The organism is Chitinophaga sp. sic0106, assembly GCF_019219075.1.
Lineage (GTDB): Bacteria > Bacteroidota > Bacteroidia > Chitinophagales > Chitinophagaceae > Chitinophaga.
Genome location: NZ_JAHUWJ010000010.1, coordinates 43,464 through 60,266 on the forward strand (window position 1 = coordinate 43,464; position 16,803 = coordinate 60,266).

Consider the following 16,803-nt stretch of genomic DNA (forward strand, 5'->3'; position numbering starts at 1 on the left):
TAAATTTGGGGAATTCCGGGATGAATTCGGGGCATAATACGCCAGAAATGATTTTTAACAAAATACAATTTGATATCAGGTCAAATTGACGGATTCTGACATGTATACTGCGGACAGGCCACGCCGGGCTGTCAAAATGCCGAACAACCGGTTGCGAATGAAAATGGGGTTATTTATCAAAAAGGTATTATCCTGGTTTTAAAGTAGTCTTCAAATTGCAGCTATGGGGGCATTCTCCGGGCTCTAAAATACTTTTTTATCAGACCATCTGAAAATTTTTAAAAAAATGCCATTCATCCAGAAAAACCCTGAAAAGTGTGAATACTTTTTATAAATTTAGTCGTTTTATTACTAGTTTATATAAACCACACAAAACTCCACGTTTATGGCAAAGGCGATTCAGCCGTCTAAATTATTTGTGGCCAGCTGCATGGCATTACTGGTTACTTCCCTGTCCTTCGGTATTCGTGCCGGCATTTTGGGAGACCTGGGAAAACAGTTTGATCTCAGCGCGTCGCAGTTGGGCATTATAGCCAGTACTGCTTTCTGGGGCTTCCCGCTGGCAGTAGTTATAGGAGGGTTTGTGGTGGATATTATAGGCATGAAACGCCTGCTCCTGGCTGCCTTTGTGCTCCATCTTGCCGGTATTCTGCTGACTATATTCGCCACCGGATTCAGTACACTTTTTGTATCCACCCTTTTCATTGGTATGGCTAATGGTACAGTAGAGGCAGCGTGTAATCCGCTGGTAGCTACTATCTACCCTAATAACAAAACTACCAAACTCAATCACTTCCATCTTTGGTTCCCTGGCGGTATCGTAATAGGCGCACTGGTAGTGTTTTTCCTTTCCGGCATGGGCCTGAATTACAAGGTACAGATGGCAACGATGATCATACCAACATTATTGTATGGTTACCTGTTCCTTAAACTAGACTTCCCGGTAACGGAGCGTGTGGCTTCGGGTATCAGCAATGCCCAGATGTATCGCAGTCTTGGTACGCCATTATTCATCGTGATTTTTGTGTTAATGTTTGGTACCGCTATCACTGAGCTGTTTACCGGCCAATGGATAGAAGTACTGTTAAAAAATGTAACAGAAAATGCCATCCTGATACTGGCGATGACGGCGGGTGTACAAACCCTGGGGCGTGCTTTTGCCGGCCCTATTGTACATCGGATGTCGCCCACCGGCGTACTGCTGATATCTGCTGTGCTCTCTGCTATTGGCCTGTATATGCTAGCACATGTAAGCGGAAATATGGTATTTTTGGCGGCCTTTATTTTTGGAATGGGCGTAACTTATTTCTGGCCATGTATGATCGGATTTGTATCTGAAAATATTCCGGAATCGGGTGCACTCGGCATGAACCTGGTAGGTGGTGCAGGTATGTTTGCCGTTTCAATTTATACTATCTTCATGGGTGGATTTTACGACAGCAAGCTGTCCAATGCCTTGCCGGCAGGCGCATCCCTGGATGCCTACCGCACCGCGGCGCCGGGTACAGCAGAAGCGGACGCCTTTGCCAAAGCACAAGCCGTAGCAGGTCCTGAAATCCTGAATGCAACTTTAGTAATACCTGTAGTGCTGATTTTTGCTTTTACAGGACTTTATTTCTACATGCGTAACCGTAAAAAACCGGACATCGCAATTGCCTAATAACACACTATCATCTAAGAAAAAGCTGATCTGAATATATGACACGCAAGCTAAGAATGGGAATGATCGGAGGCGGTAAAGATGCCTTCATCGGTGCTATCCACCGTATCGCCGCCAACATGGACGGTCTTATTGAACTCGTTGCAGGCGCACTTAGTATTAATCCTGAAGTGGCCACTGATTCCGGTAAAATGTTGTTCCTTGATCCGGAACGCACCTATACCGATTTCAAAACAATGCTGGAAAAAGAAGCTGCCATGCCGGCAGATAAACGCCTGGATTTTGTTACGATCGTAACCCCAAACTTCGCGCACTTTGAACCTGCAATGATGGCGCTGGAACTGGGTTTCAACGTGGTAATCGAAAAACCGATCACCATTTCCCTGGACGAAGCCAAACAGCTGAAAGCGAAAGTAGAAGCTACCGGCCTTTCCCTGCTGCTCACCCACACCTACACCGGCTACCCGATGGTAAAGCAGGCGCGCCAGATGGTGAAAAACGGTGACCTCGGAAAAATCCGCAAAGTATGGGTAGAATATCCGCAGGGTTGGCTGTCTAAACTCAGCGAAAGAGAAGGTAACGCACAGGCAGCATGGAGAACCGATCCTAAACGTTCCGGTAAAGCCGGCGCTATGGGCGATATTGGTACACATGCCTTTAACCTGGCTGAATATATCACCGGTGCAAAACTCGAAAAACTCTGCGCCGACCTTAACATCGTAGTGCCGGGTCGCGCCCTGGATGATGATGGTGGCGTACTGCTGCGCTTCGACAATGGCGCTTCCGGTGTGCTCATGGCATCACAGGTAGCTGCCGGTGAAGAGAATGCACTCAAAATCCGCGTGTATGGCGAAAAAGGCGGCCTCGAATGGGCACAGCACGAGCCTAACACCCTGCTGGTAAAATGGCTGGACAAACCAACCGAAATTTACCGCGCAGGAAACGGTTATGGTTTCCAGAGCTCCTACATGACTCATAATACCCGCACTCCGGGCGGACACCCAGAGGGATACCTCGAAGCGTTCGGTAACCTGTACCGCAATTTTGCGCAGACGTTATCCGCTAAAATCGACGGCACACAGCCTTCTGCTGAGTCCCTGGACTTCCCGGGCGTAGAAGAAGGTATCCGCGGTATGGCGTTTATTGACAACGTAGTGAAATCTTCGCAGAGCGACGTTAAATGGACTAATTTCGAGATCTAATCGGTTAAACGGAAAGGTATTTATGAGAACTATTAAAGGACCTGGTATTTTCCTCGCTCAGTTTATGGGCGATGCAGCACCATTCAACAGCCTGAAAAGCATTTGCGAATGGTCAGCATCCATCGGTTTTAAAGGTGTACAGATTCCCAGCTGGGATAGTCGCCTTATCGACCTGCAAAAAGCAGCCGAAAGCAAAACCTATGCGGATGAAATCAAAGGCATCGTAAACGAAGCCGGACTGGAAATTACAGAACTGAGCACGCACCTGCAAGGACAACTGGTGGCAGTAAATCCTGCCTTCTCAGAAATGTTCGATCAGTTTGCGCCAGCGCAATATCATAATAACATCAACGCACGTACGGAGTGGGCCGTTAACCAGCTGAAATATGCTGCTAAAGCCAGCCGTAACCTGGGCCTCGATGCACACGCTACCTTCAGCGGCGCCCTGCTGTGGGCTCCCGCTATGTACCCATGGCCTCAACGCCCTACAGGACTGGTAGAAGCCGGCTTTGCCGAACTGGCAAAACGCTGGATGCCCATCCTCAACGCGTTTGACGAGCAAGGAGTAGATGTATGCTACGAAATACACCCTGGTGAAGACCTCCACGACGGCGCCAGCTACGAACGCTTCCTCGAAGCCACCGGCAATCACAAACGTGCCTGCCTGCTCTACGATCCAAGCCACCTCGTACTGCAATGCCTCAACTACCTCGAGTATATCGACGTTTATCACGAAAGAATCAAAGCATTCCATGTGAAAGATGCCGAGTTCAACCCAACAGGACGCAGCGGCGTATATGGCGGATTCCAGGCATGGATCGACCGCCCCGGACGCTTCCGCTCCCTCGGCGACGGACAGGTAGACTTCAAATCCATCTTCAGCAAACTGACACAATACGATTACGCCGGTTGGGCAGTAATGGAATGGGAATGCTGCATGAAGCATCCGGAAGATGGCGCAAGGGAAGGCGCTCCGTTTATTAAAAATCATATCATCCGCGTGACCGACAAAGCATTCGATGATTTCGCAGGCGCCGCCACCGACGACGCTTTCAACAACAGAATTTTGGGAATCTGATAAAATAACAAGCATCTAAAAAAAACAGAAAATGAAAAAGAGATATTTGGCGCCGTTTGTATTGAGTGCTTTATTCTTCGCAGCCTGCGGAGGTGGTAGTAATTCAGGAGAGCAACAGGCTGGAACCACTGAAACTGAGCATGCAGCAGACAACTCCATGGTATCACCTAATGCCGATAAACCAATGACCAAAGGCCAGGAACTGATGGCCCAGCAAGACTGCAAAACCTGCCATAAAGAAGAAATGAAACTGGTAGGCCCGTCTTTCAAAGACATCGCAGGAAAATATCCTAACAACAACGAAAACGTGGATAAACTGGCTGATAAAATCATCAAAGGTGGCTCCGGCAACTGGGGAGAAGTGGCTATGCTGCCGCATTCAAACATCTCCAAAGACGATGCGAAGGAAATGGTGAAATATATCCTTTCTCTTTCTTCTGCCAACTAATAACCTTTCATCTTCAAAAATGCCAGCATGAAAAAAGTAATTATGGGAGCTGCCCTGGCTGCATTCATGTGCACCGCCGCATCTGCTCAAAATATCAATACTCTTACCGCTAAGGAAAAGAAAGCAGGTTGGAAACTGCTGTTTGACGGCAAAACCTCCACCGGTTGGCATACTTATCTGAAAAATGACGCCAGCCCTGCATGGAAAGTAGAAGATGGAGCCCTGGTACTGGATCAGGAAGCTAAAAAGAACGGCGCACCAGGCGGTGACCTCGTTACCAACGACGAATATGAAAACTATGAACTGAGCATCCAATGGAAAATTTCCGAAGGCGGCAACAGCGGTATCATCTTCGGTGTACACGAGTCGCCTGAATTTCACGCCACCTACGAAACCGGTCCTGAAATGCAAGTGCTGGATGATGAAAGACATAGCGACGGCAAAATCGTAAAACATAATTCCGGCGACCTCTATGACCTGAAAAAGTCTTCCAAACCGGCAGTTAAACCTGTAGGCCAGTGGAACACCGCACAGATCATTAAAAAAGATGGTCACCTTACGCTGAAACTTAATGGCGTAACCACCGTTACCACTACCGTTGGCACTCCTGAATGGGATGCACTGGTAGCTAACAGTAAATTCAAAACCTGGAAAGGCTTCGGCAAATATCAAAAAGGCCATATCGCTCTCCAGGACCATGGTAACGTGGTGTCTTACCGCGATATTAAGATCAGACAACTTTAATATAACGTCCGCCTCCGGCGGACGTTATATTTCTTAAGCAGCTGCTCCGGCATCTCCCTAAGAAAAAAAAGTAAATGTAAGATCCGCCACAGGCGGATTTTCCTTTTACAGCCCATTATCATAACAACCACGCACATACGATGAAGAAACTCACCACGTTCCTCGCCTTTTTATTACTGGTGGCCGCCATTACGGCCAACGCAAAACACAAATACCGCGTGCTGGTATTCTCTAAAACAAAGGGATTCCGCCATGACTGTATCTCTACTGCCAGACAAGCAATCGTGAAACTCGGCGCAGAAAACAACTTCGCAGTGGATACCACAGAAGATGCCTCCGTTTTTACGTACGACAACCTGAAAAAATACGACGCCATCATTTTCAGTTGCACCACCGGCGACGTACTGGACAGCGCACAGCAGGAAGCTTTCATAAAATACATCCACAAAGGTGGCGGATTTATGGGTATCCATGCTGCAACAGACACAGAATACGACTGGCCCTGGTTCGGTAAGCTCTCCGGCGCCTACTTCACCAGCCACCCTAAACAACAGGTCGCTACCCTTAAAGTGGTGGATAAATCCCATATCTCTACCAAACACCTCCCGGACGATTGGACCAGGAAAGATGAATGGTATAATTTCAGAGATATCAACCCGGATATTCACGTGCTCATCAAAATTGACGAATCTACCTACGAAGGAGGTAAAAACGGTGATAACCACCCGATGTGCTGGTACCATAGCTTTGAAGGAGGACGTTCCTTCTACACCGAAATGGGCCATACCAAGGAGTCGTACGCCGACCCGCTGTACCTGCAGCACCTGCTCGGAGGAATACAATATGCCGCTAACATTAAAGTGAAATAAGCCCTTAATAATTATGAAACCTATTCTCAGACTACTCCTGGTAACAGCCATCATTGCTACCGTTACCGGATGTACGAAAAAAAGAGAAGGCAAGCCCCGCATCCTCGTGTTTACCAAAACCACGGCGTTCAGACATGCCTCTATTCCTGCCGGTATCGCAGCCTTTCAGCAAAAAATTGCCAGCGACCTGAATATCATCGTTGATACCACAGAAGATGCCAGCAAATTCAATGAAGATACCCTTTCCCAATATGCTGCCGTAGTATTCCTGAATACCACCGGCGATGTGCTCGACAACTACCAGGAAGCCGACTTCGAAAGATACATCCAGGCAGGTGGCGGCTTTGTAGGCGTACACGCCGGCACTGATACCGAATACGACTGGCCATGGTATAACCACCTGGTAGGTGCGCAGTTTGCCAACCATCCCGAAGGCATACACGACGCCAAACTCCTCGTGAAAGACCAGCAGTTTTTTGATCCGTATAAACTGCCGGCTACCTTCAACCAGATCGACGAATGGTACAATTTCAAAAAGATGGACTCCACCCTCAAAGTGCTGATCCAGCTGGATGAAACGTCGTATAAAGGCGGCACCATGAACAACAATCACCCGATTGCCTGGTACCACGAATACGACGGTGGCCGCGCTTTCTACACCGGTATGGGCCACACGCCTGAAGCCTATTCACAGGAAAATTTCCTCAACCAGCTGAAAGCCGGTGTGAAATACGCTATCGGAGAAAACAAAGTACTCGATTACGGTGCAGCTACCACTATCCGCGTACCTTCTGAAGATCGCTTTACTAAAAACGTACTGGCTGCCGGACAGTTCTTTGAACCAACGGAAATGACCATACTGCCCAACCTCGATATCCTGGTGGCACAGCGCCGCGGAGAACTGCTGTTGTATAAACAGGCCGACAGGTCCATTTCCCAGGTGGGCTTCCTGAACGTTTATTTTAAAACAGAAGTGCCGAATGTAAATGCAGAAGAAGGTTTCCTTGGACTCGCCGCAGACCCGGATTTCAAGAACAACCATTACCTCTATGCATTTTATTCTCCCAGAGATACTTCGGTAAACCGCCTTTCCCGCTTCACTTTCAAGGATAACAAGCTGGATACCGCCTCCGAAAAAATCATATTGCAGTTCTACTCCCAGCGCGATATATGCTGCCATACCGGCGGTTCTATCGCCTTTGGACCCGATAACCTCCTGTACCTCTCTACCGGTGATAATACCACACCGTTTGATGAACCGAACCAGCAATTCGGCAGTAAAGGTTATGGCCCTACCGACGATCGCCCTGGCCATTTGCAATATGATGGCAGAAGATCATCGTCCAATACCAATGACCTGCGCGGTAAAATTCTGCGTATAAAGGTTTTGGCAGATGGCACCTATACCATTCCGGAAGGTAACCTGTTTCCAAAAGGTACCGAAGGCACCAAACCCGAGATCTATGCGATGGGTACCCGTAACCCTTATCGTATATCCGTTGATCGTAAAAACGGGTATGTGTATTGGGGAGAAGTAGGCCCTGACGCCAACAACGATGACTCGCTCCGTGGCCCACGCGGCTATGATGAAGTAAACCAGGCTAAAAAGCCCGGCTACTACGGCTACCCGTTGTTTATTGCCGATAACAAACCTTATCGTGAGTATAACTATGAAACCGGCGAAAGCGGTAAGTTTTATGACCCTAAAAAGCCAATTAACAACTCCCGCAACAACACCGGTTTAAAAGAACTGCCTCCTGCTGTTCCTGCATTCATCTGGTATCCTTATGCCAAATCCACGGAGTTCCCGCTGGTGGGCGCTGGTGGCCGTAATGCGGAAGCAGGTCCGGTGTACTACAGCGAGTTTTATCCGAAAGAAACACGCTTCCCGGATTATTACAACAACAAGCTTTTTATCTACGACTGGATACGCGGATGGATCATGGCAGTAACTATGGACAAAGATGCCAACTATTCCAAAATGGAGCGCTTCATGCCTCACCTGAAGCTGAACGCACCTATTGATATGGAAATGGGTCCTGATGGCCGCCTGTACGTACTCGAATACGGTAATGGCTGGTTCAGCAAAAACGCCGATGCTGCCCTCACCCGTATCGATTACAACGGTGGCAACCGCGCTCCTGTAGCCGATATCCAGGTGGATAAACTCAGCGGTGGACTGCCATTCACCGTGAAACTCACTGCCAACGGCAGTAAAGATCCGGATGGTGATAAACTCACCTACCTCTGGTCTTTTGGTAACGGTAATAAAAAAGAAACTACTGAACCTACAGTTACCTACACTTTCACTACTGCCGGTGAATACAATGTAGGCGTAGAAGTAAAAGATAACAACGGCGCCAGCACCCGCAGCCAGCAAATACCGGTATATGCCGGTAACGAAGCGCCGGTGGTGAGCATCAATATCACTGGTAACAAAGTGTTCTACTTCCCGGGCAAACAGGTACAGTACGCAGTGAACGTGGTGGATAAGGAAGATGGTTCTTCCGCAGATGGAAAAACTGATAACAGCAACCTGTTTGTAAAAGCTGATTACGTACAGGGCCGCGATAAAGCAGCCATGCCGCAGGGCCACCAGATTATCACCGGTGCTATTGCCGGTAAAAACATCATGGAAGTATCCGATTGTAAAACCTGTCATAAAGTAGATGAAAAGTCCATCGGACCTTCCTTCAAACAAGTGGCAGATAAATACAAGGCTGACCCGAATGCACCGGAGAAACTGGCGCAGAAAATTATCAACGGTGGCGGTGGCGTATGGGGCGAAACCGCTATGGCGGCGCACCCAGGTCTCTCTACAACAGAAGCAAAACAACTGGTAGAATACATCTACTCCGTTGGCGGCGCTACTACCAAAGAGCCATCCCTGGCCGCTTCCGGCAGTATCAACCCGGCGCAGAAAGGTCCGCTGAAAGACGATGGTGTACTGTACATCTCTGCTTTCTATACCGATAAAGGCGCCGCAGGCATCAAACCAATGACCGGTACTGCCAGTGTAGCCCTCTATAATCCGCGTATCCCGGCTACTGCCTACACCAAGGCCGATGGCGTGTCCAGCTTCGAAATAAGCGGCATGAAATTCCTGATTCCGGGCATTCCTTCCAGCTCTGTGGAATATGGTAACCTCGACCTTACCGATGTAACGGCGGTAGACCTGAATTACATGCTCAACACCGCAACAGATGCTGGCTTTGACGTAACCGCCTTACTGGATGGTAATCAGATTGGTACCTTCCAGATAGGACCAGGCGCACAACCGATGCAGCCTGCTGCCGGCACCGTGAAATTACAAGGTGTAAGTGATGGCAAGAAACATACACTGAAGTTTGTGTTTAAACCTATTGATCCTGCTAAACAGGCACAATTGGGGATTACTACGATTTCACTGAAATAACACCTTTTCCATACTACATAAAAAAATCCCTGATGCTGGAGCATCAGGGATTTTTTTTGTATAACACCTGCGGTGCCATCCGGAAGGCTGCCGCGCTGCTTGCGGATCGCCAGATTATTTCGTATAGTCCTTAGGTTTAGCTCCCATCACAAAAGTGATCACTCCCCCATTCATAATATCCGCATGGCTGATAGTAAGCTTTTTATAGGCTTTACCATTCAGCAATACCTGCTGCACATATACGTTTTTGTCTGATTGATTTTTCACATCTACAGTAAATGATTTTCCGTTTTCTAACTGTAGGGTAGCCTTATCCACTGCCGGACTTCCCAGCTCGTACTGGTCAGATCCCGGGCACATCGGGTAAAATCCTAAGGAAGAGAAAATGTACCAGGCGCTCATCTGTCCGCAGTCGTCATTACCACCGAGGCCGTCAGGGCCGGGGTGATACATTTTTTTGAGGATCATGCGGATACGGTCCTGGGTTTTCCAGGGCTGTCCGGTATGATTATACAGATAGGCCACGTGATGAGAAGGTTCGTTGCCATGCACGTAATTACCAATGATACCGTCGCGGGTAATATCTTCCGTTTCAGCAAAATATTTATCCGGCAGCTCCATGGTAAACAGTGAATCGAGGTGTTGGGCAAATTGTTTTTTGCCGCCCATCATCTCAATCATTTCAGCCGGGTATTGTGGCACATATAAACTATAATTCCAGGCATTGCCTTCAATAAAGCCCTGGTCGTGCGTTTGCAACGGATCAAAGTCCTTTTTGAAAGAGCCGTCGCTCAGGCGCGGACGCATAAAACCCGTGCCGGCATCATACACATTCTTATAGTTTTGAGAGCGTTTGATAAACTCCTCATACAGATCCTGACGATTTAATTTTTTCGCTACCTGTGCAATGCACCAGTCGTCATACGCATATTCCAGTACTTTGGAAACGGAGGCCCCTTGCTTATCTTCAGGAATGTAGCCGTTATCCATGTAGTAGCCTAATCCATCATAACTACGGTGGCGTGCGGTGGTAACGCAGGCATCCAGTGCTTTGGCAGCATCAAAAGGCGCATTGCCTTTGATGATGGCATCTGCAATTACTGACACGCTATGGTAGCCGATCATACACCAGTTTTCGTTGGCGTAGTGCGACCATACCGGGAGCATATGCTGGGCGCTCTGCTCAAAATGCGCGACCATAGACCGTACCATATCCGCATTGCGGGCAGGTTGTATCAGGTTAAAGAAAGGATGCAGCGCACGGTAGGTATCCCAGAGAGAGAAGGTAGTATAATTCGTGTATCCGTTAGTGTTATGCACATTCATATCCAGTCCGCGGTAGTTTCCATCCACATCCATATAGGTAGTAGGATTGATAAAAGCGTGGTACATGGCGGTATAGAAGTTTTCCTTTTCTTCTTTCGATGGTGATTCGATACGGATTTTATTCAGCTCTTTTGTCCACAGCGCCTGTGCATCTGCTTTCACTTTATTAAAATCCCATCCTGGCGCTTCGGTGTTCAAATTATTGAGTGCTCCTGTGGTACTTACCGGGGAGATGGCCAGTTTTATTTTGATTTGTTCTCCCGGTGAGGTGTTAAAATCAAACCAGGCACGGATCTGCTTTCCGGCCATTTCAGGGAAGTTACGGGTTTGATCAAACTTCCGCCAGAAGCCGCGATATACGTTGCTGGCGTAGTTTTGATGACCATAACTTTTAAACGGTTTAGAGAAAGTCATGGCGAAATAAACGGTTCTCGTACGTGCCCAACCGTTAGTTTGCCGGTAACCGGTGATGGTGGAATCGTTTTCTACACGGATGTAGGTCCATACATTCTTATTTTCATAATTGTAGATGTTGGACATCATATCCAGTATGATATGCGCGGGTTCCTTACCGTTAAAAGTATATTGGTGAAAACCTACGCGATTAGTTGCCGTAAGCTCAGCTAATACATTAGGCTCATCCAGTTTCACTTTGTAGTAGCCGGCTTCGGATACCTCATTGACATGTGAAAAGGTGGAACGGTAGCCGGTTTCGGGATGGTCCGCCGTACCGGGATTCAGCTGCAGCTGGCCCGTGGTAGGCATGATGAGGAAGTCGCCCAGATCCGAGTGACCTGTGCCGCTGAAGTGGGTATGACTAAAACCAACGATGGTTTTATCATCATACTGGTAGCCTGCACAGTATTTATACACATCCTTATTATACTTCCCATCCATTTCATAGGGGATAGTATCTGTTTCAGGACTGAGCTGTACGGCGCCAAAAGGCACGGTAGCACCGGGATAGGTGTGTCCCATTTTCATGGTACCGGTGATAGGCTTTACGTATTGTAATACGTTATCCTGTGCGTTGGCTGCTACTGCTACGGTGAGGAGCAGTGGCGTAATAAATTTCTTCATGGTTGACATTTAAGAGCTATAAAAAATACATCCCGAAGAATCGGGATGAAATATTTACAGTGAACAATGAAAAATCGTTATTTACTTTACCGCGGTAGAGTAAGAGTACGGGAAATCAGCTGGGTTTGTTCCTTTGTTCTTAGCAGGATTCGCACCCATATGGAATATCAGCTTACCTCCATTTTGCAGGTCCTGGTGGCTGATCCAGTTTTTCGTATAGTTTTTACCGTTAAGAGCGGCGCTTTGTACATAGAGATTCTTCTCGTTGTTGGCAGGCGCTTCTATCACCATTTTCTTACCGTCTTCCAGGGTCATGGTGAGTTTGGTGAACAGTGGTGTTCCAAACACATACTGCGGTGTACCAGGGCATACCGGGTAGAAGCCCATGGCGGAGAACACGTACCAGGCGGAAGTCTGGCCATTATCCTCATCCCCACAATAGCCATCAGGCGTAGGTTTGTACAGGCGGTCCATCACCTGACGAATCCAGTATTGTGTTTTCCAGGGTTGACCAGCATAGTTATACAGGTAGATCATGTGCTGAATCGGCTGGTTACCGTGTGCGTACTGGCCCATGTTCATGATCTGCATTTCGCGGATTTCGTGAATCACGCCGCCGTAGTAGCTATCGTCAAATACCGGAGGCATCTTAAACACAGAATCAAGCATCTGCACAAATTGTTCTTTTCCGCCCATTAAATTTGATAACGCGTTTACGTCGTGGAATACGGACCAGGTATAATGCCAGGAGTTTCCTTCGGTAAAGGCATCGCCCCATTTGAATGGATTGAAAGGTACCTGGAATTTACCATCTTTGTTTTTACCGCGCATCAGTTTAGTTTCCGGATCAAATACGTTACGGAAGTTCTGGGAACGCTTTGCGAAGCGTTCCTGCTCAGCTGCCGGTTTGTTAAGGGCTTTTGCCAGTTGTAAGATGGTGAAGTCATCGTAGGCATATTCCAGTGTGCGGGCGGTATTTTCATTAATATCTACATCGTAAGGTACGTATCCCAGTGTGTTGTAGTATTTCACACCTTTACGACCTACAGAGGTAAGCGGGCCTTCATTTTCAGAGTTTTTCAGCACCGCTTCCCAGAGGGTGTTGATATCATAACCGCGGATACCTTTAATATAGGCATCAGCGATCAGGGAGGCGGAGTTGGAGCCGATCATACAATCGCGGTGACCGGGGCTTGCCCACTCAGGCAGCCAGCCACTTTCCTTGTAAGCATTTGCCAGCCCTTCCATGATGTGACTGGTGAGGCTTGGGTACATCAGGGTGAAGAACGGATGTACGGCACGGAAGGTATCCCAGAAGCCGTTGTCGGTGAACATATAGCCTGGCAGCACCTGGCCGTTATAAGGGCTGTAGTGTACTACTTCATTTTTAGCGTTGATCTCGTAAAACTTGCGCGGGAACAGCAGTACCCGGTACAGGGAAGAGTAGAAGGTACGTACCTGTTCGGGTGTACCACCTTGTACAGCAAGCCGGCCCAGTTCTTTATTCCAGGTATCTTTTGCTTTGGTTTTTGTTACGTCAAAATTATCATTGCCAATTTCTTTTTGCAGGTTTAGTTCTGCCTGGTCGTAGGATATAAAGGAAGATGCTGTTTTAGCTGTCACTTTTTCCCCGCGTACCGTTTTAAAGCCTACTACCGCACCACTGTGGTTGGACTGCATTTCCAGCTTTCCGGCCACGAGCACGCTGTCGTGCCAGGTATAGGTAACTGTGAAAGGTTTATCGAAATAGATAACAAAATAATTCTTGAAGTTCGCAGGTACGCCGCCGCTGTTTTTGGTGGTGTAGCCAATGATTTTTTTCTCTTCAGGTATTATTTTGACGTAGGAGCCTTTGTCGAAAGCGTCTACTACCACGAATGAGCTATCGCTGGTGGGGTAGGTGAAGCGCAGTTGTGCGGCTCTTTCCGTAGGCGTGATTTCGGTGGTTACGTCTGCATCTGCGAGGTATACGCTATAGTAGTAAGGTTTGGTAATTTCTGATTTATGAGAGAACCAGCTGGCTCTTTTTTTCTGATCAAACTTTACGGAACCTGTTACCGGCATGATGGCAAACTGGCCATAGTCGTTGATCCACGGCGATGGCTGGTGTGTTTGTTTAAAGCCTCTGATTTTGTCGGCGCTGTACTGGTACGCCCATCCGTCGCCCATGGCGCCGGTTTGAGGCATCCAGAAATTCATTCCCCATGGCAGGGCAATGGCGGGATAGGTGTTACCGTTAGACAGGCTTACTTTGGAATCGGTCCCCATGAGGGTGTTGACCCATTCTACGGGTTCGCCGACTTTTTCCACCGTCTGACTATTGGCGTGGTGCATTAATAAAATAGCTACAGCGAGCAATCCAACTTTTTTCATACTTGTATTTATAAATGGAATACTTACAAAATCGATTTAGCACAGGTGAATTAAAAAAAGATTCTCTGAAGAATCTTTACTATCTCTTTACCGCTACTGGCAATAAATGTATAATTTTTTTTTAGATCGCGGGCAAATATTGGGAAGAATTTGATAACCGGCAGGAGCTGGGGGGCACTGGGTATGATGAAACGGCCAGCAGTAGTCAGGCTACACCCCTTTGCACGCATGATCACGTTGAGCTGCGCACAATTAAGCGGCCGGGGAGTGCCACCTGTGACTCTTTCAGCGGACCGGATTGTTTATCGAGCTGTTTCATCAGCAGGCTGATAGCCTTGGCTGCGATACCTTCAATTGGCTGTTCTATCACCGTTATACCCGGAGGATACAGGCGGAAAATATCATGATCATCGAAGCAAACAGCTGCCATTTGCTTAGGCATACTTATTTTTAATCGCCCCATAGCTTCCAGTCCCAAAATCCCCAAATAGTTGGTAGCAAAGAAGATAGCGTCCATATCGCTGTTTTCCTGGATAAAGGCTTCCAGGGTGGCAAGGTTTTGTTCCCTGCTGTCGTGGTAATTCAGCTCCAGCACGCGTTTCTTACGGAAAGGGATATCTTTTTTCTTCAGGGCTTGCGTGTAACTGCGCTGGCGTTCAGCCAATTGTATGAGCGATACATCAACGGTTACGTAGCCGATTTTGCGGTAGCCTCTTTCGAAGAGGTGATCCATTCCGAGTTGTACGCCGTGGAAGTTATCGATCAGCACATATGGTGCTTTGATGCCTGGGAAATAGCTGTCCATCAGCACTACCGGTTTGTGCATCTGCAACAGGCGTCTGATTTCGTTTTCCATACCGGGAGCGGGGGTGATCAGGTATCCGTCTACCATCTGGCGTCCCAGCATGCGAATCAGCTCACCCCCTTTTTCGGCGTTATTTTCGGTACTACAGTAAACAACATTATAGCCCAGGCGCTCAGCTTCCGTTTCAATGGTGCGGGCCAGGCTGGCGAAGAAGCTGCCGGAAATACTTTCTACGATGAGCCCCAGCGTTTTGGATTGTCCGGTGCGTAAGTTAACGGCTACACGATGTGGCTCATAGCCGGATTGATTGACCACACTCATGATTTTTTGTGCTACCTCATCGCGGATACGCATCTGTTTTGCTTTGCCGTTTAAGACAAACGATACGGTGCTAGGTGCTACGCCAGCCATTCTGGCTACATCTTTGAGTGTCAGTCTCTTCATTTGGGAATATTTTGGACAGTTTCCAGAATGCTTTTCCGTGTTTTAACGGTTTTTAACAGCATTCTGCCGATTTCCGGGGCCGGAAATTACAAAAATAGTGGCAGACCAGCTTAAATTGCTTATCTTCCCTAAACAGTTTTTTTTGCTGGATAATATCACACGTGATTTCCACGTTTAGCAAATATACCGCTCAATTTCATTCACGGAGGCAGTTCTGCTGTAGCCAACTTACAAAGACTTACATGAAGCAACTCACGAACATCACTGACCCGATTTATACGAAACCTGCCGCCTACACAGCGTTGGACCGGTTTCTACTCCGTTACATCCGTGATGAAAGGGACCTGCCGTTTGTATACCTGACCTTGCAGATCACGTTTACCCTCTGGCCGCTGGCACTCCTGCTATACATACCAGGGTTGAACAACTGGGTATGGTGGACAGTAGCAATTGCCTACCAATTTATGAACAACGTGACGTTTAAAGGTCCTTTTGGTTTGATGCTGCATTGCACCAGCCATCGCGTTTTCTTTGACCGCAAATACCAGTTGCTGAATCATTACCTCCCCTGGGTGATAGGCCCCCTGTTTGGCCAAACACCTGAAACATATTATAGTCACCATATAGGTATGCATCACCCGGAAAACAACATGCCGGAGGATGAAAGCTCTACAATGGCCTATCAGCGTGACTCTTTCAAAGGGTTTATGCATTACTTATGGAGATTTTATTGGGGAGGGGTGTATAACCTCGCCTGTTACTTCTCCCGCAAGAAAAGGAAAAACCTGATGGTACGCTCCATCCGCGGCGAACTCTTTTTCATTTTTGCCTGCATCGGTTTATCTTTTGTTAATTTCCCCGCAACCTTCGTGGTGTTCATCTTACCGCTGCTGATTTCCCGCGTGATTATGATGGTGGGCAACTGGGCACAGCACGCATTCATTGATGCTGCCGATCCTGACAATGCCTATAAAAACAGTATCACCTGCATCAATACCAAGTATAACCACAAATGCTGGAACGACGGATATCATATCAGTCACCACGATAAACCTAACATGCACTGGACAGAACATCCGATATATTTTAAGAAAACTTTAGGATTATATATCGAAAACGATGCGATCGTATTTGATGGCATTCACTTCCTCCATGTATGGCTGTGGCTGGTGGCCAAGCGTTACGATTTGCTGGCAAAGCATTTTGTGGACATTGGCGGTAAATACTCCTCCGATGAAGAGATCATTGCCTTCCTGCAGTCCAGAACCAATCCGGTTACCGTGGTGGCGGAGCCAACAATGGCGGCTGCGTAGCAGAATTATTTACCATATTAGTCTGATTTTTTAATTTTTATACCAG

The 16,803-nt window shown here is 47.6% G+C and carries 11 protein-coding genes; 8 read left to right on the top strand and 3 right to left on the bottom strand.

The features are described from left to right. The first annotated feature begins 385 nt into the window (after positions 1 to 385). The 7 genes from KW844_RS16065 (at position 386) to KW844_RS16095 (ending at position 9,416) form a co-directional block, all read left to right on the top strand. Positions 386 to 1,660, top strand: a complete 1,275-nt coding sequence (locus KW844_RS16065; protein WP_218377806.1) for a sugar MFS transporter — start codon at positions 386 to 388, stop codon at positions 1,658 to 1,660. 38 nt (positions 1,661 to 1,698) lie between these two features. Then, the gene (locus KW844_RS16070; protein WP_218377807.1) at positions 1,699 to 2,862 is read left to right on the top strand and encodes a Gfo/Idh/MocA family protein; all 1,164 of its coding nucleotides are present in this window, start codon (positions 1,699 to 1,701) and stop codon (positions 2,860 to 2,862) included. A 22-nt stretch (positions 2,863 to 2,884) separates the two neighbouring features. Further along, positions 2,885 to 3,940, top strand: a complete 1,056-nt coding sequence (locus KW844_RS16075; protein WP_218377808.1) for a sugar phosphate isomerase/epimerase — start codon at positions 2,885 to 2,887, stop codon at positions 3,938 to 3,940. A gap of 31 nt (positions 3,941 to 3,971) precedes the next feature. After that, the gene (locus tag KW844_RS16080) at positions 3,972 to 4,388 is read left to right on the top strand and encodes a c-type cytochrome (RefSeq protein WP_218377809.1); all 417 of its coding nucleotides are present in this window, start codon (positions 3,972 to 3,974) and stop codon (positions 4,386 to 4,388) included. 27 nt (positions 4,389 to 4,415) lie between these two features. Beyond that, positions 4,416 to 5,132 carry a DUF1080 domain-containing protein gene (locus KW844_RS16085; protein WP_218377810.1) on the top strand — a complete coding sequence of 239 codons (717 nt, stop codon included), beginning with the start codon at positions 4,416 to 4,418 and terminating at the stop codon, positions 5,130 to 5,132. A gap of 140 nt (positions 5,133 to 5,272) precedes the next feature. Then, complete coding sequence (locus KW844_RS16090) at positions 5,273 to 6,001, top strand: ThuA domain-containing protein (protein ID WP_218377811.1); 729 nt, start codon at positions 5,273 to 5,275, stop codon at positions 5,999 to 6,001. Between the two features lie 13 nt (positions 6,002 to 6,014). Then, the gene (locus KW844_RS16095; RefSeq protein ID WP_218377812.1) at positions 6,015 to 9,416 is read left to right on the top strand and encodes a ThuA domain-containing protein; all 3,402 of its coding nucleotides are present in this window, start codon (positions 6,015 to 6,017) and stop codon (positions 9,414 to 9,416) included. 114 nt (positions 9,417 to 9,530) lie between these two features. Here KW844_RS16095 and KW844_RS16100 read toward each other — a convergent pair whose 3' ends face one another. The 3 genes from KW844_RS16100 to KW844_RS16110 form a co-directional block, all read right to left on the bottom strand. After that, the gene (locus KW844_RS16100) at positions 9,531 to 11,822 is read right to left on the bottom strand and encodes a GH92 family glycosyl hydrolase (protein ID WP_218377813.1); all 2,292 of its coding nucleotides are present in this window, start codon (positions 11,820 to 11,822) and stop codon (positions 9,531 to 9,533) included. An 81-nt stretch (positions 11,823 to 11,903) separates the two neighbouring features. Beyond that, entirely contained in the window at positions 11,904 to 14,195 is a 2,292-nt protein-coding gene (locus KW844_RS16105; protein WP_218377814.1) for a GH92 family glycosyl hydrolase, read from the bottom strand. Positions 14,196 to 14,427: 232 nt separating this feature from the next. After that, positions 14,428 to 15,444, bottom strand: coding sequence for a LacI family DNA-binding transcriptional regulator (locus KW844_RS16110; protein ID WP_218377815.1), 1,017 nt, complete (start codon positions 15,442 to 15,444; stop codon positions 14,428 to 14,430). Positions 15,445 to 15,686: 242 nt separating this feature from the next. Between KW844_RS16110 and KW844_RS16115 the strand changes: the two genes are divergently transcribed. Next, a complete protein-coding gene (locus KW844_RS16115) occupies positions 15,687 to 16,757 on the top strand; it encodes a fatty acid desaturase (RefSeq protein WP_218377816.1) in 1,071 nt (356 codons plus the stop codon). Positions 16,758 to 16,803: the final 46 nt, after the last annotated feature.